We start from the raw sequence: 20,763 nt of genomic DNA, 5'->3' as shown, positions 1-20,763 counted from the left end.
GGCGCTCGCGGGCGCGTCGCGATCCGGCGCCGTCCGCTGGTCCTGGCGAAGTTTTTTCTTTCCCCTGGCGACGAAGTGGCTATGGTTGCGACCCGAGAGCGCCACATTGGAACCTCCGGGTGCATCGTCCGCAAAACCTCCTCCTGCCGCCGGCCGCAGCGTAGCGGTCATTCGCGGGTCAACACCTCTTACTTCTCCGGTGTCGGACCGGGCGGAGGTCGCATGCGGCTCGGCTTGACCTTCAACCTCAAGCCCGAGGCCGGTCCGTCGCCCGGCGACCCGATCGATCGCTTCGAGGAGTTCGACTCGGTCGACACCGTCGACGCCATCGACCGGGCCCTGCGGGGGCTCGGCCACGAGGTCGAGCGGCTGGGGTGGGGCGAGCCGCTGCTGGCGGCGCTGGCGGAGCGTCCGCCGGAGCGGCGCATCGACGGCGTGTTCAACTTCGCCGAGGGCGTGGGCGGCCGCGGGCGCGAGTCGCAGATCCCGGCGGTGCTCGAGGTGCTGGGGATCCCCAACACCGGCTCGGGCCCGTTCGCGCTGGCGCTGGCGCTCGACAAGGGGGTCGCCAAGATCTTCGCCGCGGCCCACGGCATCCGCACCGCCCCGTTCCAGATCGTCGGCGCCGACGAGGCGCTGGGGCCGGTCGAGCTCGCCTATCCGCTGTTCGTCAAGCCGGTGGCCGAGGGCTCGTCGATGGGCATCCGCAAGGACTCGGTGTGCCACGACGAGGCCGCGCTGCGCGAGCGCGTGGCCCGGCTGCAACGCGACTACCGCCAGGCCGTCCTGATCGAGGAGTTCCTGTCGGGCGACGAATTCACGGTCGGCGTGGTAGGGAACGGCGCCGCGGCCGAGGTCGTCGGGGTGATGCAGGTGACCCCGCGGGTGGCCGACGGCCAGGACTTCGTCTATTCGCTCGAGGTCAAGCGCGACTACCTCAACCAGGTCCGCTACGTCATGACCGACGAGCTGCTGCAGTCGGGCCGGCTCGACGCGGCCCGCCTGGCCGCGATCCGCGGCCTCGCGCTCGACGTGCACCGCGTGTTCGGCTGCCGCGACCTGTCGCGCATCGACATCCGCTGCGACCGCCGCGGCGACCCCAACTTCATCGAGGTCAACCCGCTGCCGGGGCTGCACCCGGTCAGCAGCGACCTCGTCATCATCGCCCGCGGCCACGGCTGGAGCTACGAGCAATTGATCGGCCGCATCATCGGCGCTGCCACCCAGCGCTGGTCCAGCCTCGACCGCCCGCCATCGAACCCCCCCGAACATTAGTTAATTGGCCCTCGACCTCGCCGGAGCCCCATGCGGATCGCCATCACCTATCACGTCGCCCCCCTCTCCGATCCGCCCGCCGCGCTCCTCGGCGCGCCCGAGCTCTCGGCCACCGCCCGCGAGGTCCACGCCGCGCTCGCGCCGGACCACGATTGCGTGCTGGTGCCGGTCGGCGACTCGGTGCCCGCCGCGCTCGCGGCCGTCCGCGCGGCCGCGCCCGACGTCGTGTTCAACCTGTGCGAGGGCGCGGTCGGCCGCACGCAGTTCGAGGCCCACCTGGCGCTCGGCCTCGACATGCTCGGCATCCCCTGCTGCGGCTGCGACCCGGTGACCCTCGCGCTCTGCCAGGACAAGCCGTTCGTCAAGCAGTTCCTGCGCCAGACCGGCGTGCCGACCCCGGCCGGCTTCGCCGTCGCGCCCGGCTGCTCCGAAGAGCATGTCCTCGAGGACATTCGTGAATTGATCGCCCGCGCCGCCTCGGGCCGGGTCATCGTCAAGCCGGCGCGCGAGGGCGGGGGCGTCGGCGTCGACGCCGACAGCGTGTGCGGCGACGCCGAGTCGGCGCTGGCGCGCGCGCGTCAGGTATGGGCTCGCCACTACCAGCCCGCGCTGATCGAGACCTTCGTCGACGGCCCCGAGTACAACCTCGCGCTCTACCACGCCCGCCCGCGCGGCCTCGTCGCCTTGCCCCCGGGACAGATCGTGTTCTCGCCGGCGCTGGCGCCCGAGCGGCGCGTGGTCGGCTGGACCGCCAAGTGGGACGTCGCCTCGTGCGAGGCGCAAGGGACCGTGAGCCGGATCGTCGCCGACCTCGACCCCGCCGTGCACGCCGAGCTCCTCTCGGTGTGCACGCGCGCGGCCACCCTGCTCGGCATGACCGGCTACTGCCGGTTCGACCTCCGCCTGGCCGGCCAGTCGGTCCAGGTCATCGACGTCAACGCCAACCCCGACCTCGGCTCCGGCTCGGGCTTCCGCAACGCGCTGGCCGCCGCCGGCATCCCGTTCGCCGACTTCCTCGCCGAACTGATCGCCGCGCGCATGCCCGCCGTTCGCCTGGCCCCCGCGGCCTAGTTCACTCACGTGCCGCCCGCGCCGGGCTGAAGGGCGGCGCGTGCGGCCTTCCAGAGGCCGCTGGCGGTGCGCCGCGTGGCCGCGATTCGCCGGCACGAGGGGCACCCAGGCTTGAGGGGGCCTCCCGGGTGGGTGATACTCCGCCCGCCGCGCATGCCTCCTCGACGTCACTCGATCGCTGCGAGCTCGGTGGCGCTGGCGCTGGTGGCCGGCGCCTGTCGCCTCGCCCCGCCGGCGATGCCCGGCAAGGACGTGGCGGCGCACGTCGAGGAGGAGGCGACCGGCCGCGGGCTGCGGGCCGCCGAGGCGCAGGCCCAAGAGGCTGTCCGAAAGGCCAGGGAGGCCGAGGCCGCTGCGACTGCGGCGCTGCGGGCCGCCGAGAGCGCGGCCGACGACGAGGCTGCGACGCACCAGCAGGACGGCGAGCGCTACGCCCAGGCGATCGCCGAGGCCCGCGCGGGCGCGACCGGCTGCAATCTCGACGTCGAGCGACTGATCGCGCTGCGGCGCCAGCTCGCCGAGTACGTGTCCGAGCCGGAGCGCGACGCCGCGATCGCGGCGCTCGAGCCGTGCCGCAAGGCGGCGCTGAAGCTCCGCCGCCAGCACCACGAGAAGGCGCAGCGCGAGCTGCCGCGCGGGGCGGCCAAGGACGCGGTCGCGGCCGCGCTGCGCGACGAGGGCCTCGCCGATCCGTGGATCCCGGTGCAGTCGGGGGCATTGCCAACACCTGGCCGAAAGGACAGCACGACGGGAGCTGCGCTGGCGAAGCTGCGGAGCGACGCGACCGCCGCGGCGCAGGCGGCGGACGCGGCCGAGGCCGACCGCGAGCGCGCGCAGCAGGGCGTGGCCGCCAGCGAAGCCCGCCTGGTCCAGCTCGACGAGGCCGACGACGCGCGCGAGCAGGCGTGGCGCGGCGAGATGCAGCGGTCCGGCAACCGCTACCTCGCGGTGGCAGGGGCGGCGGGCGCGGTCGCCCTGGTCGGGCTCGGCGTCGGCTTCTTCTTCATCGCCCGCGGCGACGCGATCACGTCCGGGAAGATGGCGTTCCCGACCCGGTCCGAGCGCGAGGAGGCGAGCAGGCACGCGCGCACGAGCAGCCTGGTCGGCTTCGCGGTGGCCCTGCCGTTCGCCATCGTGGGCGTCGTGGCGGCTCACTACGGGCTGCGTCGCCACGCCGTCGGCAAGCGCATCGCGGTGACCGGCTCGGGAGTGATGATCCGCTTCTGATGCAGGCCCGCGCCGGGCGCGTGGCCATGCGATTCGCTGCACCAGCGTCCGCGCGTCCTCGAGCTGCGTACATTCCCCGATCGATCATCCCACCCCGACTGCCGGACGGAGCCGCGTTCGGCGGCCGCGAACGGCGGTCGTGACGCCGCTCCCTTGTCGCGCTCGGTCGCAGGTTCAGCCTGTCGACATGCGTCTCGTCGCCGCCCTGTTCATCGCCCCGATCCTCGCCGGCTGTCCTGACCCGCAGGCCGGAGCGGGTACCACCGAGGACGCAGCCGGCACGACGACGATGGCGCCAGCCGCGACCTCGACCGGCGACGACGACCCGACCTCGACCAGCAGCGGAACCGGCTCTGCGGCCACCGGCAGCGGCGGCGAGACGACCGGCGAGCCGCCGGCGACGACCGGCGAGCCCGAGTCGACGACGACCGGCGAGCCGGCGTGGCAGCCGAAGGACTGCCCGGGCTTCTACGCCCAGGATCGCTTCCCCACGGTGGAGCTGGAGATCGATCCGTCCGAGCTGGCGGAGCTCGAGCAGGAGTGGGCGATCGCCGACGACAACGACCTGCAGGAGCACCCGCTGGTCAGCTTCAAGGTCGACGACACCGTGATCGGGAACGCTTCGGTGCGGCTGCGCGGCAACTCGTCGCACTGGCACGACCAGAAGAAGATGCAGTTCGAGGTCTCGTTCAACACCTACGACAAGCAGGGCCGGTTCGAGGGCCTCAAGCACGTGCTGTTCGACGCCGCCGAGTACAACCGCAGCTTCCTGCGCGATCGCCTGGCGCTGGCGATCTTGCGCGACGTCGGGCTCGCGGCCCCGTGCGCCAACAACGCCCGCGTCGTCCTCAACGGCGCCTACTACGGCCTCTTCACCAACATCGAGAAGGTCGACAGCGAGTTCCTCGAGCGCAACTTCGAGGACCCGCGCGGCAACCTCTACAAGCGCGGCGGCGGCGGCTCGGGCTGGGACAAGAAGACCAACGAGGAGGACCCGAGCGAGGCCGACGTCGAGCAGCTGAACGCCGCCGAGACGGTCGACGACCTGCGCTCGGTGATGAACCTCCAGCAGGCGCTGCTCGAGTGGGCGACCGAGGCGGTGATCCCCGACCGCGACGGCGCGTGGGGCGGGGGGCTCAACCAGTACGTCTACAACGACCCCAAGACCGGCTTCGTCGTCATCCCGTGGGACCTCGACGACACCTTCACCCGCCTCGAGCCCGACACCGACCCGTACACGTACATCAAGGAGAACGACCACGGCCGGCCGTTCTACGCCATCGCCACCGCCGATCCGGTGTGGTTCGGCCGCTACATCGACGCGATCGCCTTCGCGGTCGAGACCGGCTACGACGTAGCGATCCTGCAGGGCCGCCTCGACACCTGGGCCGCGCAGATCGCCGAGGCCGCGGCCGACGACCCGAACCGGCCGTTCACCCTCGATCAGCACGAGGACCAGGTCGATGACATGCGCGAGTTCGTGGCCGAGCGCCGGCTGTTCCTCGACCAATGGCTCGATTGCTGGCAGAGCGGCGGGGTCGACGGCGATCACGACGGCAAGTGCGACGGCGCGTGAGCCCGGCTATGCTGGCCCGGCGATGGCGAGGCGGCGCGAGGGAGAGGGCAGGGACGTCGTCGCCGACGCGCTGGCGCTGGTGCGGCCGGGTCTGACCGGCTTCGGCGGCTGCCACGACCCGCGCTGGGACCTCGCCGCGTTCCGCACCGCCTGCCACGCGCTGGTGCGGGCGGTGCCCCGCGCGACCCTCGGCGCCTGCGAGGGCCCGCACGCGACCGCGGAGTACTACCGCGCCCGGATCGATCACGAGGGCCGGGCGCTGTGGCTGCTGCTCAACGCGATGCAGCCGGTGCTGGCATTCGCCGAATGGGGCGAGCGCCTCGATTATCGGTTCGTCGACGCGCCCGCGCTGGCGGCCGCGTTCTTCGGCCCGCACGAGCTCGCCAGCGCGGCCCGGCTCGAGACGCGGCTGGCGCCGCAGGACTGGCAGAGCCGCCTCGACGGGCCCGAGCTCGCGCAGGCCAACCGCTGGCGACCCGAGCGCGTCGGCCACTACGTGTTCTGCTGGTGGGATTGACCGGCTCGCTGCAGGCGGGCCCGCGGGCGACTCGAGGACGTCGGCGTCGATGGCTTCCTGCCGGTGGGACTGACCGGCTCGCTGCAGGCGCGGGTGCGTCGGCAGGCGCGTGAGGGCGGGCTCCTGCGCGGGCGGCGAACGGGCGCTTGGGGGCGAGCGGCCGCGGCTTTGCGCGCGCAATCACATGTCCTCGGGGACATGTGAGTCAGCCCGCTCGGGGTCCGCCTCGTCCCAATCACCACAGTCTCCCGCGGCGACAATAGGGTGTGTACCCGGCGGTGATTTCGTCGCGGCGCTCCGGGGCTCGCGCGCGCGCAGCGGTTGCCGCGCGTGTCCCTGGCGAGGGCGAGGCCGGCGCGCGCGGGCGGTCGCGGGCGCGCGCGTGGCCGCCGGAGTCCGTCGATTCTCTCGCGGAGATGTGCTACGTGGGGCCAATGCTGGAAGCGAGCGCCCCGTCTGAGTTGAAGTACGATCCGTTCGACCCCGTGTTCGTCGAGGATCCGTATCCGACCTTCCGTCGATTCCGCGAGGAGGCGCCGATCTACGCGTGGGACCACGTCAAGGGGCACATCGTGTTCCGTTATCGCGATGTCATGGCCCTGATCCGCGACCCGCGGCTCGGCACCGATCCGACGCTGGGCGGCGGCTTCTCGCCCGAGCTGCGCGAGGCCTGGCCCGACTACGTCGCGGTGCGGGAAAACGACCTGTTCATGATGCGGCCCGAGGCCCACGCGCGGGTGCGCAAGCTCGTCACCCCGCTGTTCGGGCCGCGCCAGCTCGAGGCGCACCGGCCCCGCGTGGCCCAGATCATCCAGGAGGTCCTGGCCAAGCTGCCGGAGCGCGGCGTCATCAACGTGTTCCGCGACTTCGCCCAGACCTATCCGGTGCGCGTGATTGCGGCGATGCTCAACATCCCGCCCGGCCTCGAGGCCGAGTTCCTGGCCTTCGCCGACGCGCTGATCGCCACCATCTTCCCCGGCCTGTCGCCGGAGCGGTTCGCCTCGTACATGCCGGCGATCTCGCGCGGTCGCGAGATCGTGCGCGCCGTGATCGCCGACCGCCGCGCGCATCCGATGGCCGACGATCTGATGACCCACCTCATCAGCGCGTGCGACGACGCCGATCGCCTGAGCGACGGCGAGCTCGAGTCGCTGATCGGCGGCCTCCTCGTCGGCGGCTCCGACACGACGGTGCACCTCACCACCTACGCGATCCTCGAGCTGCTGCGCCACCCCGACCAACTCGCGCTCCTGCGCGCGGACCCGTCGCTGGCCCGCTCCACGCTCGACGAGACGCTGCGCTACAACGCGTTCGGCCGCGGCGGCGGGCTCACCCGCTTCGTCGAGGAGCCGTTCAGCTGGAACGGCGTCGAGTTCCAGCGCGGTCAGCCGCTGTTCCTCAATACTCAGAGCGCCCTGCGCGACCCCGAGTTCGTCGCCGACCCCGACGTCTACGACATCCGCCGGCGCACCAATTCGAGCCCGTGGTTCGGCCACGGCCCGCACTTCTGCCTCGGGGCCTCGCTCGCGCGGCTCGAGGCCGAGACTGCGCTGCAGCAGTTCCTCGCCCGCTACCCGACGCTCGAGCTCGCGGGCAAGCCGGTGTACGGCAACCACCCGATCTTCCGCGACATCCTCGACCTGCCGGTGCGCGTCGCGGTCGCCGACTAGCGCGCGAGTTCGTCGGCCCCGCGCGGGCGCGCGCGGGCCGGCGCGCTTGAAGGGCCCACGCCGGGCCCGTACAGTGCTCTGCGGTGCTGTTCGACGTGGACCGGCTGCGCGACGACTTCCCGCTGCTGCAGCGAGGCTCGGGGCGCGCGCCGATCGTCTACCTCGACAACGCCGCCACCACGCTCAAGCCGCGGCCGGTGATCGAGGCGGTGCGCGGCTACCTCGCCGACTACAGCGGCAACGTCCACCGCGGCCAGCACGCCCTGGCCGACCGCGCGACCGAGGCCTACGAGGACAGCCGGCGCCGCGTCGCTCGCTTCCTCGGCGCGCGCGCGTCGGAGGTGGTGTTCGTGCGCGGCACCACCGAGGCGATCGGCCTGGTCGCCGGCGGGCTCGGCCTGCAGCCGGAGGACAACGTCGTCGTCAGCGCGCTCGAGCACCACTCGAACCTGCTGCCGTGGCGGACGCGCTGCGGCGTGCGCGTGGTGCCGCTGGACGCCGCGGGGCTGCCGAGCCTGGCCGCGGCCGAGGCGGCCATCGACGCGCGCACGCGATTGCTCGCAGTCACCGCCTGCTCCAACGTCACCGGCGTCTTCGTGGCGATCCAGGACTGGGCGGCGCTGGCCCACCGCCACGGCCTGCCGCTGCTCGTCGACGCGGCCCAGCTCGCGGCCCACCGCGGCATCGACGTGCAGGGCCTGCAGTGCGACTACCTCGCGCTGTCCGGCCACAAGCTGTTCGCGCCGCCGGGCAGCGGCGTGCTCTACGGCACCCAGGCCGCGCTCGAACGCCTCGCGCCAGCGAACCTCGGCGGCGGCTCCGTCAAGCACGTCGGCCTCGACCTCGACTACGAGCTGCGCGAGCTGCCGTGGCGGCTCGAGGCCGGCACGCCCGACATCGCCGCGGCGATCGGCCTCGGCGCGGCGATCGAGTACCTCGAAGACATCGGCCTCGACGCGATCGAGGACCACGAGGACGCGCTGCGCGAGCTGCTCGACGCCGAGGTGGCGACGCTGCCCGGGCTCGACAATCACTCGCCGGCGCCCACGCGCGCGCCGATGCTGACCGTCACGGCGAAGGACGGCGCGCTCGGCAGCGAGTACGTCGCCCGCGTGCTCAGCGACACCTTCGGCGTGATGATCCGGGCCGGCCACCACTGCGCCCACCCGCTCCACGCGGTCCTCGGCCTGCCAGCCACGCTGCGCGCCTCGCTGGCCTTCTACAACACCGAGGCCGACGTGCTGCGCCTGCGCGACGGCCTGCGGGCCCTGCTGCGCCGGGGCACCGGCTGATGGCCACGAGGCGCGGTGCGCCGCCGGTCGACGACGAGCTCTGGCTCACCGTCGGCGCCTACGTGGTGCCGCAGCTGCTCTACGCGGCAGCGCGCCTGGGCCTGGCCGACCTCCTGGTCGCCGGCCCGCTGGACCTCGAAGACATGTCCGAAAAGACAGGCGCCCACCCGTCCACGCTCGCGCGGGTGCTGCAGGCGCTCGCCAGCGTCGGCGTGTTCGCCCGCGCCCGCGACGGCCGCTGGCGCCTCACTCGCGCCGCCGAGCCGCTGCTGTCCGACCATCCGCGCTCGCGCCGGGCGGCGATCCTGTTCGCCGGCCACGAGCAACACCTGGCGTGGGGCTCAGTGATGCACACCGTCGCCACCGGTCAGCCGGCCTTCGACCACGCCTTCGGGCATTCGCTGCACCAGCACCTGGCGACCGACGACGCCGCCATGGCCGTCGCAGAGGCCCAGCGGGCCCGAAGGGCCACGCGCCGCGATCCGGCAGTCGTCGCCGCGCTCGACCTCGGCGACGCCCGCACTGTCGTCGACGTCGGCGGCGGCGGCGGCGAGCTGCTGGTCGCGCTGCTGTCCCGAAGGCCAGGTGTCCGCGGGATCGTCGTCGAGGCCCCGCACGTGGCCGAGCGGACGCGGGCGCGGCTGCAGGCGCAGGGCTGGGGCGAGCGCTGCGAGGTGGTCGTCGCCGACGCGCGCGAGCAGCTGCCGGCCGGCCACGACGTCTACCTGCTGGCCGAGGTGGTGCATTGCTACGACGACGACGAGGCTTCGCAGATCTTGCACAACTGTCGCGGCCGACGGGTGGTCGTGGTCGAGCGCGTGCTGCCGGCCGGCGGGCGCGGCGCGGCGGATCGCCTCGCCGATCTTCACATGCTCGTGATGTACGGCGGGCGCGAGCGGACCCGGCGCGAATACGCCGACCTGTTCGCGACTGCGGGCCTGCGCCTGCGTCGCGTCGCGCCCACTGCCGCGTGGGTGTCGATCCTCGAGGCCGCGCCGCGGGTCGCTCGATAACGATTCGCGCGATCGTGCCCGGCGTGCTGTGGACAATGAGCGTCCCCGCATTTCGGCCCGCGGGCTCGGATTTGACGGCCCGCGGGCGCCGAGGGTACGCTGCCCGCCCGTCTCTGATTGACGGGAGTAGGAGACCCGCATGGCGATCAAGAATCCGCGCACTCAGGAGACCCAAAGCCCCGAGACCCAGCCGGCCGAGAAGGACCGCAAGCGGCGTGAGAAGGCCGCCGACGCGCTCCGCCGCGACATCGGCCGGATCGCGAGCCACATCCGCGCCGGCGGCCAGGGCGGCGACGACGGGGCCGGTGACGTCTGAACAATGACGCTCCAGCGCCGCCGGACCCGCCGCGCCTGCGAGCGGACCTCCGGTGGCAGGACGCGCCCTCCGAAGACGGGGCGCTCCTCGTCGATCCGCAGACCGGGCGGGCCTTCGCGCTGTCCCCGGCGCAGGGCGTGCTGCTGCGGGCGTTCGCCGAGCACTGCGACGTCGGCCGCACCGCCGCGATCGCCAGTGAACAGCTCGACGCCGACATCGACGAAGAGCTGGTGCGGGCATGGCTGCTCGCGTTCGCCGAGCTCGGCCTGCTCGAAGCGCCGAATCGTACTCTCCAGCAATTGCGCGAGCGGCAGCGACAGACGCGGCGCCGCCACTACGAAGATTCATGGAACGACAAGCTGCGGGCCCTTCTGCCCCGCCTGCGCGAGCTGCCGTACTACGCGAAGACGCTGCCAGCCGAGCCGCCGAGCGATGATTCGCCGATCGCCCTGGCCAGCCTGCCGGTGCTCGACAAGGCTGCGGTGCGCTCCCACTTCGACGAGTTTTTACCCGCGAGCATGCCCGCCGGCGAGATCCGCTGGCTGTCGACCTCCGGTACCACCGGCGAGCGGCAGCAGGTCGTGCGCTCGCTGGCCGACTGGGACGCCTCGCAGCCGCACACCTGGGCCCTCAACCGTATCGTCGAAGCGGCCCGCGGCGAGCGCTTCTGCCGGCTGACCACCCCGTTCTGCGACGGCAGCGAATGTCACCTGCGCGGCGCCTCGCGGGCCGAGCGAACCCGCGGTCCGCGGCTGTCGCTCGACAGCGGGCTCGACATAGCGGCGCTCTCGCCAACGCGGCTCGAGCAGATGGCCGCCGAGCTGCGCGAGCACGAGCCGGTCTACGTGCTCGCCGATCCGTCGTACCTGGCGATGTTCGCCGATCAGGCGCTGCGCCGGCGCCTGGCCCTGCCGCGGCTGCGCTTCGTGATCACCGCGTACGAGCTGTGCAGCGCGCTCCACCGGCGGATCATCGAACGAACCTTCGAATGTCCGGTGTACGACGCCTACGGCGCCACCGAGTACGGCGCGCTGGCGGTCCAGTGCGAGGCCGGCCGCTATCACGTCAACCCCGAGAGCTTCCTCGTCGAGCTGCGCGACGACGGGGCCGGCGACGACGCCCGCGAGCTGCTCGTCACCACCCTCGACAAGCAGTTGATGCCGCTCCTGCGCTACGCCACCGGCGACCTGGCCCGCCCGGCCGACGCGCCCTGCGTCTGCGCGTGGAGCGAGACCGACACCCTCGCCAGCCTCGAGGGCCGCGCGGTCGACAGCGTCCGCACCTCCGACGGCCGCCGCCTCACCGCCGCCGCCGTCGACCGGGCGCTCGCCCCCGCTGCCCGCGGGCTCGTCAGCTATTGCCTGCTGCAGCGCGGCGAGGCGCTGTACCGCCTCGACTACCTGCCGGCCGAGGATTTTTCAAATGGCTGCGTCGACGACATCACCGCGGCCCTGCACGTCGCGCTGGGCCCCGGTGCCCGCGTCCAGCTGGCGCGCCGGCCCGAGCTGCTGCCCACGAGCTCCGGCAAGTTCCGCCTGGCGGGCGTCGAGAGCCGGCCGCGCTGAGCTGCGAACGCGACGGCGACGATCCATCGAGATCTGGGCTGCTATGACATGTCTTGCGAGACATATCATCGATGCACGCCTCCAGGTGATTCCCGGGACTTCGGCGCCGTATCACATGTCTCTGAGGACAGCTCGTCCTCGGCTCAGTCCGACGATCGAGCGCCCGACCTCGCCGGTCACGTTCGGCTCTGGCGCGGGTGGGCCCGGGCCCTCGGCGGCCGCATCACATGTCTCGAAGGTCATGTCATCCGCGGCTCAGTCCGCCGGTCGAGCGCCCGTCCTCGCCGATCGCGTTCGGCCGCTCTGGCGCGCTTGAACCCGGGCCTTCGGCGCCCGCGCCCGCGGCTTCGCTCGCTTCGTCCGCACGGCCGCCCGCGCTCCGGCGATCCCCAGCGCGACCCACGCATCGAGGTCGGCCTCCGCGGCGTACCCCGGCGGCGCCACGTACACCAGCCCGCGCGACGGCCGTCCCGTGAAGTCGAACGGCCGCGCATGCGACCGTCCGAGCGCCGTGGCGGTGTCGGTCACGCGAATCACCAGATCGCTGCCCAGCACCCCCCAGGCGATGCTCCCGTCGAGCAACAGGGCGATGCCGCCGAACATCTTGCGCTCCTCGACGAGCCCCTGCGGTCCCGCGCGCATCACCGCCGTCCGCAGCCGGTTCGCCACTCCGTGGTCATAAGGCATCCGTGTCCTCCGTGGACCGCGAGCCTATCCCGCATTCGTCCTCTCGTCCGCACCCGACGCGCATCGGGCGGCCCCGGCGCGTGCCACCTGCAGCGAGCGGTCCGACCGGCGCCCGTGAGTGTGCCCCGGACCTCGCACCGGCGCCCCGGCGCTGGACAGCCGGCCCGACCCGCGGGCATCGTCACGCCATGCTCCGCGCCCTCGCGCTCGTCCTCGGCCTCGCCGGTGCCCCGGCGCCGGTCGCCCGCACGGTCGACGACGCGGCTGTCACGCTGCACGGCGAGGCCCTGCGCGACGAGTACGCCTGGCTGCGCGCCGGCCCCGAGGACCCGGCAGTGCGCGCCCACCTCGCGGCCGAGAACCGCCACGCAGACGCCCAGCTCCGGCCGCACCGCGCCCTCATGCGCACGCTCGAGCGGGAGATCGAGGCCATCGCCTACGTCGACGACGAGACTGCCCCCGTGCGCCGCGGCGAATGGTTGTACTGGTCCCGCCAGCGCCGCCAGGACGAGCACCCGGTCTATCTGCGTCGCCGCGTCGACGCGCCCCCCGGCGAATCACCGCAGGTGGTCCTCGATCTGCAGCGCCTGGCCCGCGGCCGCGATTTCCTCGACCTCGGCGTGTTCGAGGTCAGCCCCGACAACACCGCGCTCGCCTATTCACTGGATCACGTCGGCGGCGAGAACTACACCCTTTTTATTAAAGATCTGGGGACCGGCGTGGTCCGGTCCGAGCAGATCGATCGGATCACCTCGGCGGCGTGGAGCGCCGACAGCCGCGAGCTCGTGTACACCGTGCGCGACGACACCTACCGCTCGTACGCGCTGCGCCGCCGCACGCTCGGCGGCGACGATCGCCTGATCTACGAGGAGGCCGACCCGCGCTTCGACGTCTACGTCGAGCGCAGCCGCTCCGGCGAATGGCTGCTGGCCCGCAGCGCCTCGGCCACCACCGCCGAGGTGAGAGTCGCCCGCACGAGCGCGCCGGACGGCCCATGGACCGTGATCGCCGCCCGCGAGCCCGGCCACCTCTACGACGTCGATCACGCCGGCGACGAGTTTTACGTCCGCACCAATCGCGGCGCCCCGCACTTCCGCGTGGTCGCGGCCGCCGAGGACGACCCGGCTCCCGCGCGCTGGCGCGAGGTCGTCGGCGAGCGGCCCGGCGTCGCCATCACCCACCTCGACGCGTTCACTGGCCATCTGGCCCTCCTGCAGCGCGAGCGCGGCTTTCCGCGGCTCGTGTTCCTCGATCTCGAGACCGGCCGCACCGCGCGCGCCGGCGCGGCCGAGCGCGGTCGCGGCCTGTCCCCGCGGACAGGCGAGATCGTCGACCTCAGCCCCGGCGACAACCCCGATCCGTCGGCCACGCACTACCGCGTCCACCTCACCGCAGTGCACGCGCCCGACGACACCGTCGACCTCGCGTTCGCCGACGGGGCCGAGACCCTGGTGCACCGCCGCCCCGCGCCGGCCGCCTGCGGCAGCAACCTGGGCGCCTTCGCCTCCACCCGCGCCGACGACGGCACCGAGCTGCTCTACATGTACTTCGCCGGCGCCGGTCCGCACGCCGGGCCGCGGCCGATCCTGCTCGAGGCCTACGGCTCCTACGGCTTCGCCTGGGACCCCGACTTCGACGCCGCCCGCTGCGCAGTGATGAACCGCGGCGTCGACTTCGTGATCGCCTGGGTGCGCGGCGGCGGCGAGCTCGGCGAGCCGTGGCACGAGGCCGGCCGCCGGCGCGGGCGCATGAACGCGGTCGGCGACCTGCTCGCAGTCGCCGCCCACCTCGTCGAGCGCGGCTACACCACCCGCGAAATGCTGGCAGTCGCCGGCGACAGCGCCGGCGGGGCCCTGGTCGCCTCGGCGCTCAATCAGCGCCCCGAGCTGTTTCGCGCCGCCGTCCTGCGCGTGCCGTTCCTCGACGCAGTCGGCACCATGGCCGACCCGACCGCGCCGCTCACCACCACTGAATACGAGGAGTGGGGCGACCCGGCCGTGCGCGCCGACTACGACGTCATCCGCGGCTGGTGCCCCTATTCGAACCTCGGCCCGCGCGCCTATCCAGCCCTGCTGGTCGAATCGTCGCTGGCCGACGCTCGCGTCGCCTACCACGAACAGGCCCGCTACGTCGCCCGCCTGCGCCGCCTGGCCAGCGGCGGCGGCCCGACCCTGCTGCGCACCGAGGCCCACGCCGGCCACGCCGGCCCGAGCAGCCGCCACGAATGGCTGCAGAGCCGCGCCTTCGAGGCCGCCTTCCTGCTGGCCCAGCTCGGCCTCGCGGGCCGGTGAAGCGGCGGTTCCGAGCTGCTGAACAGCATCACGGCGTCGCCTTCGCTTGCTGCCGCTCCCACCACGCCAGCCAGATCGCGGCCGCGGCCAGCAGCATGAACGCGAACGGCCCGTGCAGCGCCGCGTGGCTGAGCTGGAGGATCCACCCGGCCACGCCGAGCAGCACCAGGGCGGCCCACGGGCCCTGTTTGGCGAAGAAGCGGGCGGCGGCGGCCAGGGCGGTCATGGCGAACGCTGCCCACGAGCCGGTCTCGCTGACGAACGAGCCGACGCCGCCGACCCAGGGGTCGGTCCATGTCGCGTTGAGCGCCACGATGACGCCTTGCAGCTCCTGATCGCTGAGCTCGCCGCGGGCCACCATGTCCTGCGTCAGCACGATCGTGCGGCCGAGGCCGATCCCGCCGATCGCGTCGAGCACGGTGTAATAGATCAGGAACACGAAGGCGGCGAGCCGGGACAGCCACGCGCACGCGACCGCCAGCGCGCCGTGGACCGTGCGGACGTCGCTGACGAGCAGCCACACGCCGACGGCGACCAGCGCCATCATCGGCGTCTGGATCATGTGCAGGGTGAACCACCAGTCGGGCCCGAAGTACGCCAGCGCCTTGTGCGTCGCGTCGTGGGCCTCGGGCAGCGAGAGGTACTGGTACATCCCGGGGTGCTCGGTGAACTCGGCCGGGTGGAACAGCTCGATGACCGCCAGCACCAGCGGCGCGACCAGCAGACACAACCACCACACGATCCTCTGATACGTCTCGTGCCGCACGCGACCGACCTCCCGCCGCCTCGACGATGGAATGGACCGCGGCCGGGCGCAAGCGCGGCGATCGCGGGAGGGCGCGCGCGGGACGGCGGATTTCGCCTGGATGTCTTTTGGGGCATGTCGATGGATTCGCCGTGAGGACGGTGTTCGCCGCGCGAGCGCCCGCGAGGTCCGCGCCGGGGCGGGCGCGCATGGGCGTGCGCAGGGGGGCAGGCCGGCCCGTCGGGGCGCGATTTCGGCTATCCTCCGCCGGCCATGCGCGTCGCCATCGCCACCTGCCTCCACAAGCCCGAGCCCGACCCAGACGAGGCGCTGCTCGTCGCCGCCCTCGCGGACGCGGGCGTGGAGGCGCGGGTGCTCGCGTGGGACGACCCGGCGGCGGCCTGGCACGAGGCCTCGCTGTGCGTGCTGCGCTCGACCTGGAACTACCCGTATCACCCGGACGAGTTCCTCGCCTGGGCCCGGCGCGTCGCCGCGGTCACGCGAATGTACAATCCGCTGCCTGTCCTCGAGGACAACTATCACAAGAGCTACCTGGCCCGCCTGGCGGCCCGCGGGGTCGCGGTGGTCGACACCGTCCACCTCGCGCGCGGGCAGGCGCCGGACCTCGCGGCGCTGCTGGACGAGCGCGGGTGGGACCGTGCGGTCATCAAGCCCGCGATCTCGGCCGCGTCGATGGGCACGTGGCGGGTCGAGCGTGCGGCCGCGGCGGCCAGTCAGTCGCGCTTTGTCGCGGACGTGGCCCTGCGCGACACGATGGTGCAGCCGTACATGCGCGCGGTCGAGGAGCCCGGCGAGCGCGCGCTGATCTGGATCGACGGCGCGCTGAGCCACGCGATCCGCAAGACCGCGCGCTTCGCCGGCGAGCACGAGCGCGTCTCGGCCGCGCTGCCGATCGCCGACGACGAGCGCCGGCTCGCCGAGGCCGCGCTGGCGCCGCTCGCCGATCGCCTGTTGTACGCGCGGGTCGACGTGGTCCGCGACGACACCGGCGCGCCGCGGGTGATGGAGCTCGAGCTGATCGAGCCGTCCCTCTACCTCGCCGAGCACCCGCCGGCGCTGGCGCGCCTGGTCGCGGCGATCGTCGCCCGCCTGCGCGAGTGACTCACGCCGCGACGACCACGCGATGTGCGGCCGGCTGCGCACCGTACTCGGCCCGACGCGCGCGGCTGAGCGCCTCCGTCACGGTCGCGCACGCATCTTCGTCGCGATTGCGACATCCTCCGACCCGCCGATGCCGGCCCCTTGACCGCGCGCGCGCCGGCGATGTACTCGCAATGCGATGAATCGCCTGACCGCTGCAATCTTGATGGTCCCGGTGCTCGTCGCGTGCGGCGACGACGGTCGACCGGCCGACAGCGACGCCGCCAGCGCGACCGGCACCGCGACCGCGACCGCGACCACGCCGACCGGCACCAGCGAGGCCAGCGACGGCAGCAGTACCACGGCGCCGACCGCCAGCGACACGACGCCGACGACGACCGGCACGAGCAACGATTCGGGCCCGATCTTCGACCTCGGCGGCGCGCCCGACGTGCCGAAGACGCTGCAGTGCAGCCCCGACCTGCACGCGGTGGTCGACGGCACCGGCCAGGTCGTCGAACAGTGCGCGACCGACCAGGGCTGCGCCGACGCCAAGTGCGTGCCCGCCTGCGAGGCCGCGGGGGCCAGCAAGGCCAACTTCGGCTGCGAGTTCCAGATCCCCACGCCGCCGACGTCGCCCTTCTTGCCGACGCCGCCGTGCTTCGCCGCGTTCCTCACCAACAGCTGGGGGCACCCGGCCAAGATCGAGGTGTCGCGCGACGGCGCCGCGTTCGACCTCGGCAGCTTCGCCCGCGTCGTCACGCCCGGGCAGGCCCCGGAGGACTGGTCGCCGGTCGCCGCCACCGGCCTCGGCCCCGGCGAGGTCGCGGTGCTGTTCCTTTCGAGTCACCCCAATTCGATCCACCCCGAGACGATGCAATCGCTCAATTGCCCGGTGCCCGACGCCGCGGGCGCGGCCACCCAGGTCGACGCGACGGGCCGCGGTCTCAACTTTCACGTGACGTCCGACGTCCCGCTGACCGCCTACGACATCGCCCCGTTCGGCGGCGCCTTCTCGTACATCCCGAGCGCCGAATTGCTGTTCCCGACCAGCGCGTGGGGCACCAACTACGTGACGGTGATGCCGCCGGCAGGCACGTTCGAGCCGCCCGGGCCGCTGTGGTTGCAGGTGGTCGGGGCGCAGGACGGGACGACGGTGGAGATCCGCCCGACCGCCGACCTCGAGGCGGGGCCGGACCTCGAGGGCGCGACGAAGGACGTGGTCAAGACGTTCACGGTCGACGCCGGCGAGTATGTGCAATGGGAGGTCGCGGCCGGGGCCGGCGACGCCTCGGGTACCCTCATTCTCAGCGACAAGCCGGTCGCGCTGCACACCGGCAACCGCTTCCTGCGCCTGCAGCCGATGTCGGCCCCGGGCGGCGAGGCGACGCACCAGCAGAACCACGCAGTCACGGCGCTGGGCTACGAATACGTGGCCGGCGCCTACGAGACCCGCCGCGCCGACCTGGCGCCGGAGGAGATCGAGTACCGAGTGGTCGGCGCGGTCGACGGCACCACGCTGACCTACGACCCGCCGGTGCCGGGCGCCCCTGCCACCCTGGCGCAGGGCCAGGTGGTCGACTTCGCGGCCACCGGGTCGTTCCAGATCCGCAGCCAGGACGAAGGCCACCCGTTCGTGCTGTCGCAGATCATGGACACCTGCAACATCCCCGGCGGCACCCGCCCCGGGGCGACCGCGATGGGCTTCGCGCAATTGCTCGGCGACGAGGAGTGGGTGATCCTGCTGCCGCCGGCGCAGTTCCTCCAGGAATACATCTTCTTCACCGACCCGTCGTTCGCCACCACCAACCTGGTGGTCACGCGCGTCGACGACGGCGACGGTTTTAAAGATGTCACCGTCGATTGCCTGGGCACGATCGGCGGCTGGCAGCCGGTCGGCGGCGACGGCCGCTTCGAGGTCACGACGGTCGATTTGATCCGCGCCGACGTCGGCGTCAATGGCTGCACCAACGGCCAGCACACCGCCGAGAGCGAGGGCCAGTTCGGCCTGGTGGTGTGGGGCCTCGACAGCTATTCGTCGTACGCGTACCCGGCCGGCGGCAACGCGATCGCGCTGACGGATCTGGTGATCCCGCCGGGCTGACATGCGATTGCACGTGCGGGCGCCGCGGCGCTCGCACGCGGCAACACAGCCTCGCGGTCGGCCGAGTTTGGCCTCACCGACCGCGGAGTTGCCGCACGATTTTGCAGCCGTGCTGTTCGCCGAGCTCGCAGGCCTTTTCGGCCAGGCGTAGACCCTGGCCGACATCGACCGCCACGCCGCCCACGCCGTCGACGTACGCCGTCGCGAGGTTGCTGCACGCACGGGCGCCGCCCGCGTCGCAGGCCTGCTGGAGGGTCCGAACCCCGCGCTCCGGGTCCGCCGCGAGGCCCTGGCCGAGGATGAGCGCGATGCCGAGGTCCGAGCACGCATTGAGTCCGCCGAGCTCGCAGCTCTTTGCCATCAGCTCGATCGCTCGCTCTAGATCCGCAGTGACACCTCGCCCCTGCGCGTACAGCCCCCCGAGGAACGCGCAGGCGTCCGACGAGCCCGCAGCGCAGCCGCGCTCGTAGTATTCGGCCGCCAGCGCCGGGTCGCGTGGTCCGGCGACCCCCGTCTCGTGGGCCTGGCCGAGGTTGGCACACGCCTGAGCGTTCCCGCCGGTGCAGCCGCGTTCGAACAGGCTCATCGCTCGCGGATAATCGAGGGGTACGCCGGAACCGGTGCCGTACAGCGTCCCGAGGTTCGCGCAGCCGCTCGGATCGCCGCCGTCGCACGCGAGCGTGAACGCGGCCACGGCTCGCGCGAGGTCCGGGGCGACGCCGCCAGTGCCCTTCAGGTGCATCGCCCCGAGGTTGCTGCAGGCCGCGGCCAGGCGGGTCTCGCAGCCGCGCTGAAACAACGCCAGCGCCGCCGCCGGGTCGCGCGGCCCGTGCTTGCCGGTCATGCGTCGGAGCCCGAGGTCGTTGCACGACGGCGCGTGCCCGGCGTCGCAGTTGGTGCGCAGCGCCGCGGCTGATGGGTCCGATTCGCCCGGCGTCGCCTTCGCCAGCGCCTCGCAGCCGCGGGCCTCCCCGCGCTCGCACAGCGCGACGCAGGCGGCCGGATTGCGCTCGCTGCAATCCGCGGGCGGCGGCGGCGGTTGCGGGCTGGCGGGGCGACAGCCGGGCGCGAGCGCGAAGATAGCGACCATGGACATGGATCGGGCGCCGGACATGAGCGGGCGCGAGGTTACCACGCGGACTCATGGGCCGGTGAACTCGAGCTGGCCCGCGCAGTCCGCTGATTTTCGCCTTGTCGGGGCGAGCGCGGCGATGTTTCATGCCGGGCATGCGCTCGTTCGCGTCCACGCTCCTCGCGTCGCTGCTCACGATCACGATCGGCTGCGCCCCTGCTCCGGCTACCCGATGTCCGGAGCCCGCGGCCGCGCCCGCAGTCGCGCCGGGCCCTGCGCCCGTGGAGCCGGCGGCGGCGTCCGTCTCCGCGGCCTCGACCGCGGCCGAGGTGGTGCAGTGGATCAACACCGGCGACGGCGAGGCCCTGTTCGCGCGCTTCTCCGCCCAGATGCAGGCCGCGGTGCCGCTGGCCCAGGTGCAGCCGATGTTCGAGTCGCTGGTCGCGGCGCGCGGCCGCCTCACCGGGGTCGCGCCGATCGAGGCCGGCGAGCGCAGCGGTCGCTTCCGCCTGGTGGCCGAGCGCGGCGAGTGGGAGCTGCAGGTGACGCTCGACGAGCAGGGGAAGATCGCCGGGATGCTCGTCAAGGAGCCCGAGAACCCGGCCCCGCCGGTGGCCCGCAGTGCGCCGATGGGCCTGCCGTTCCGCGGCGAATGGCTGGTGTTCTGGGGCGGCGATCGCAAGGAGCTCAATCACCACGTCGATCACCCGTCGCAGCGGCGCGCCGCCGATCTGGTGGTCGTCGACGCGAGCGGCGAATCGCACAAGGGCGACGGCCGGGCGCTGACCGATTATTATGCGTACGGCCAGGACATCCTGGCGATGGCCGACGGGGTGGTGGTCACGGTCGTCGACGGCGTGCCCGACAGCCCGCTCGGCGAGCTCAATCCTTACATGGCGCCCGGCAACATGGTGGTGATCCGCCACGACGGCGAGGTCCACTCGGCCTATGCACATTTGATCCCGGGCAGCATCAAGGTGAAGCCCGGGGCCAAGGTCCGCCGCGGGCAGGTGCTCGGCGCCTGCGGCAACAGCGGCAACTCGAGCGAGCCGCACCTGCACGTGCAGCTGCAAGACGGGCCGCGCTTCGAGAAGAGCTGGGGCATCGATGCGGTGTTCGCCGAGGCGACCGTGACGCGCGACGGCGCCACGACACCGCGCTCGGACTACACTTTTTTAAAAGGCGACAAGGTCGCGCCGGCCGCGAAGAGGAAGTGAGGCCGCGTCGGCGGCCTCGGCAGC

At 72.9% G+C, this 20,763-nt stretch carries 17 protein-coding genes; 14 read left to right on the top strand and 3 right to left on the bottom strand.

Annotated elements, in window-relative coordinates; all coding sequences use genetic code 11:
- Window positions 1–222 precede the first annotated feature (222 nt).
- The 10 genes from OV090_RS08265 (at window position 223) to OV090_RS08220 (ending at window position 11,522) form a co-directional block, all read left to right on the top strand.
- Window positions 223–1,275 (top strand): hypothetical protein, encoded by a 1,053-nt coding sequence (locus tag OV090_RS08265; RefSeq protein ID WP_267702980.1) that lies wholly within the window; start codon window positions 223–225, stop codon window positions 1,273–1,275.
- Between the two features lie 30 nt (window positions 1,276–1,305).
- Window positions 1,306–2,346, top strand: a complete 1,041-nt coding sequence (locus tag OV090_RS08260; RefSeq protein ID WP_267702979.1) for a hypothetical protein — start codon at window positions 1,306–1,308, stop codon at window positions 2,344–2,346.
- A 153-nt stretch (window positions 2,347–2,499) separates the two neighbouring features.
- The gene (locus OV090_RS08255) at window positions 2,500–3,573 is read left to right on the top strand and encodes a hypothetical protein (RefSeq protein ID WP_267702978.1); all 1,074 of its coding nucleotides are present in this window, start codon (window positions 2,500–2,502) and stop codon (window positions 3,571–3,573) included.
- Window positions 3,574–3,760: 187 nt separating this feature from the next.
- On the top strand, window positions 3,761–5,149 hold the full coding sequence (locus tag OV090_RS08250; RefSeq protein WP_267702976.1) for a CotH kinase family protein: 1,389 nt from the start codon (window positions 3,761–3,763) through the stop codon (window positions 5,147–5,149).
- 22 nt (window positions 5,150–5,171) lie between these two features.
- The gene (locus tag OV090_RS08245; protein WP_267702975.1) at window positions 5,172–5,666 is read left to right on the top strand and encodes a hypothetical protein; all 495 of its coding nucleotides are present in this window, start codon (window positions 5,172–5,174) and stop codon (window positions 5,664–5,666) included.
- A gap of 434 nt (window positions 5,667–6,100) precedes the next feature.
- On the top strand, window positions 6,101–7,336 hold the full coding sequence (locus OV090_RS08240; protein WP_267702974.1) for a cytochrome P450: 1,236 nt from the start codon (window positions 6,101–6,103) through the stop codon (window positions 7,334–7,336).
- Between the two features lie 83 nt (window positions 7,337–7,419).
- The gene (locus OV090_RS08235; RefSeq protein WP_267702973.1) at window positions 7,420–8,628 is read left to right on the top strand and encodes a cysteine desulfurase; all 1,209 of its coding nucleotides are present in this window, start codon (window positions 7,420–7,422) and stop codon (window positions 8,626–8,628) included.
- Window positions 8,628–9,641 (top strand): methyltransferase, encoded by a 1,014-nt coding sequence (locus tag OV090_RS08230; RefSeq protein WP_267702972.1) that lies wholly within the window; start codon window positions 8,628–8,630, stop codon window positions 9,639–9,641. The genes OV090_RS08235 and OV090_RS08230 overlap by 1 nt, the downstream gene beginning before the upstream one ends.
- A gap of 139 nt (window positions 9,642–9,780) precedes the next feature.
- Window positions 9,781–9,957, top strand: a complete 177-nt coding sequence (locus tag OV090_RS08225) for a hypothetical protein (RefSeq protein WP_267702971.1) — start codon at window positions 9,781–9,783, stop codon at window positions 9,955–9,957.
- 137 nt (window positions 9,958–10,094) lie between these two features.
- On the top strand, window positions 10,095–11,522 hold the full coding sequence (locus OV090_RS08220) for a hypothetical protein (RefSeq protein WP_267702970.1): 1,428 nt from the start codon (window positions 10,095–10,097) through the stop codon (window positions 11,520–11,522).
- A 255-nt stretch (window positions 11,523–11,777) separates the two neighbouring features.
- Here the strand turns inward: OV090_RS08220 and OV090_RS08215 are convergent, their stop codons facing one another.
- The gene (locus OV090_RS08215) at window positions 11,778–12,164 is read right to left on the bottom strand and encodes a TfoX/Sxy family protein (protein ID WP_267707082.1); all 387 of its coding nucleotides are present in this window, start codon (window positions 12,162–12,164) and stop codon (window positions 11,778–11,780) included.
- A 233-nt stretch (window positions 12,165–12,397) separates the two neighbouring features.
- On the opposite strand from OV090_RS08215, the gene OV090_RS08210 reads away from it, so the two are divergent.
- Entirely contained in the window at window positions 12,398–14,500 is a 2,103-nt protein-coding gene (locus OV090_RS08210; protein WP_267702969.1) for a prolyl oligopeptidase family serine peptidase, read from the top strand.
- A gap of 28 nt (window positions 14,501–14,528) precedes the next feature.
- Here the strand turns inward: OV090_RS08210 and OV090_RS08205 are convergent, their stop codons facing one another.
- Window positions 14,529–15,266, bottom strand: a complete 738-nt coding sequence (locus tag OV090_RS08205) for a hypothetical protein (protein WP_267702968.1) — start codon at window positions 15,264–15,266, stop codon at window positions 14,529–14,531.
- A gap of 252 nt (window positions 15,267–15,518) precedes the next feature.
- Between OV090_RS08205 and OV090_RS08200 the strand changes: the two genes are divergently transcribed.
- Together OV090_RS08200 and OV090_RS08195 are read left to right on the top strand one after the other, a co-directional pair.
- The gene (locus OV090_RS08200) at window positions 15,519–16,367 is read left to right on the top strand and encodes a hypothetical protein (RefSeq protein WP_267702967.1); all 849 of its coding nucleotides are present in this window, start codon (window positions 15,519–15,521) and stop codon (window positions 16,365–16,367) included.
- 178 nt (window positions 16,368–16,545) lie between these two features.
- On the top strand, window positions 16,546–18,450 hold the full coding sequence (locus tag OV090_RS08195) for an IgGFc-binding protein (RefSeq protein WP_267702966.1): 1,905 nt from the start codon (window positions 16,546–16,548) through the stop codon (window positions 18,448–18,450).
- Window positions 18,451–18,523: 73 nt separating this feature from the next.
- On the opposite strand, the gene OV090_RS08190 is transcribed toward OV090_RS08195, so the two are convergent.
- Window positions 18,524–19,540: a tetratricopeptide repeat protein gene (locus OV090_RS08190; RefSeq protein ID WP_267702965.1), complete on the bottom strand. Its 1,017-nt coding sequence runs from the start codon at window positions 19,538–19,540 to the stop codon at window positions 18,524–18,526.
- A 137-nt stretch (window positions 19,541–19,677) separates the two neighbouring features.
- Here OV090_RS08190 and OV090_RS08185 point away from each other — a divergent pair, with 137 nt between their 5' ends.
- Entirely contained in the window at window positions 19,678–20,739 is a 1,062-nt protein-coding gene (locus OV090_RS08185) for a peptidoglycan DD-metalloendopeptidase family protein (protein WP_267702964.1), read from the top strand.
- Window positions 20,740–20,763 lie beyond the last annotated feature (24 nt).

The organism is Nannocystis sp. RBIL2 (assembly GCF_026626745.1).
Taxonomy (GTDB): Bacteria; Myxococcota_A; Polyangia; order Nannocystales; family Nannocystaceae; genus Nannocystis.
The sequence above is the reverse complement of the archived record's forward strand: the minus strand, read 5'-3'. Positions and strand labels throughout refer to the sequence as shown.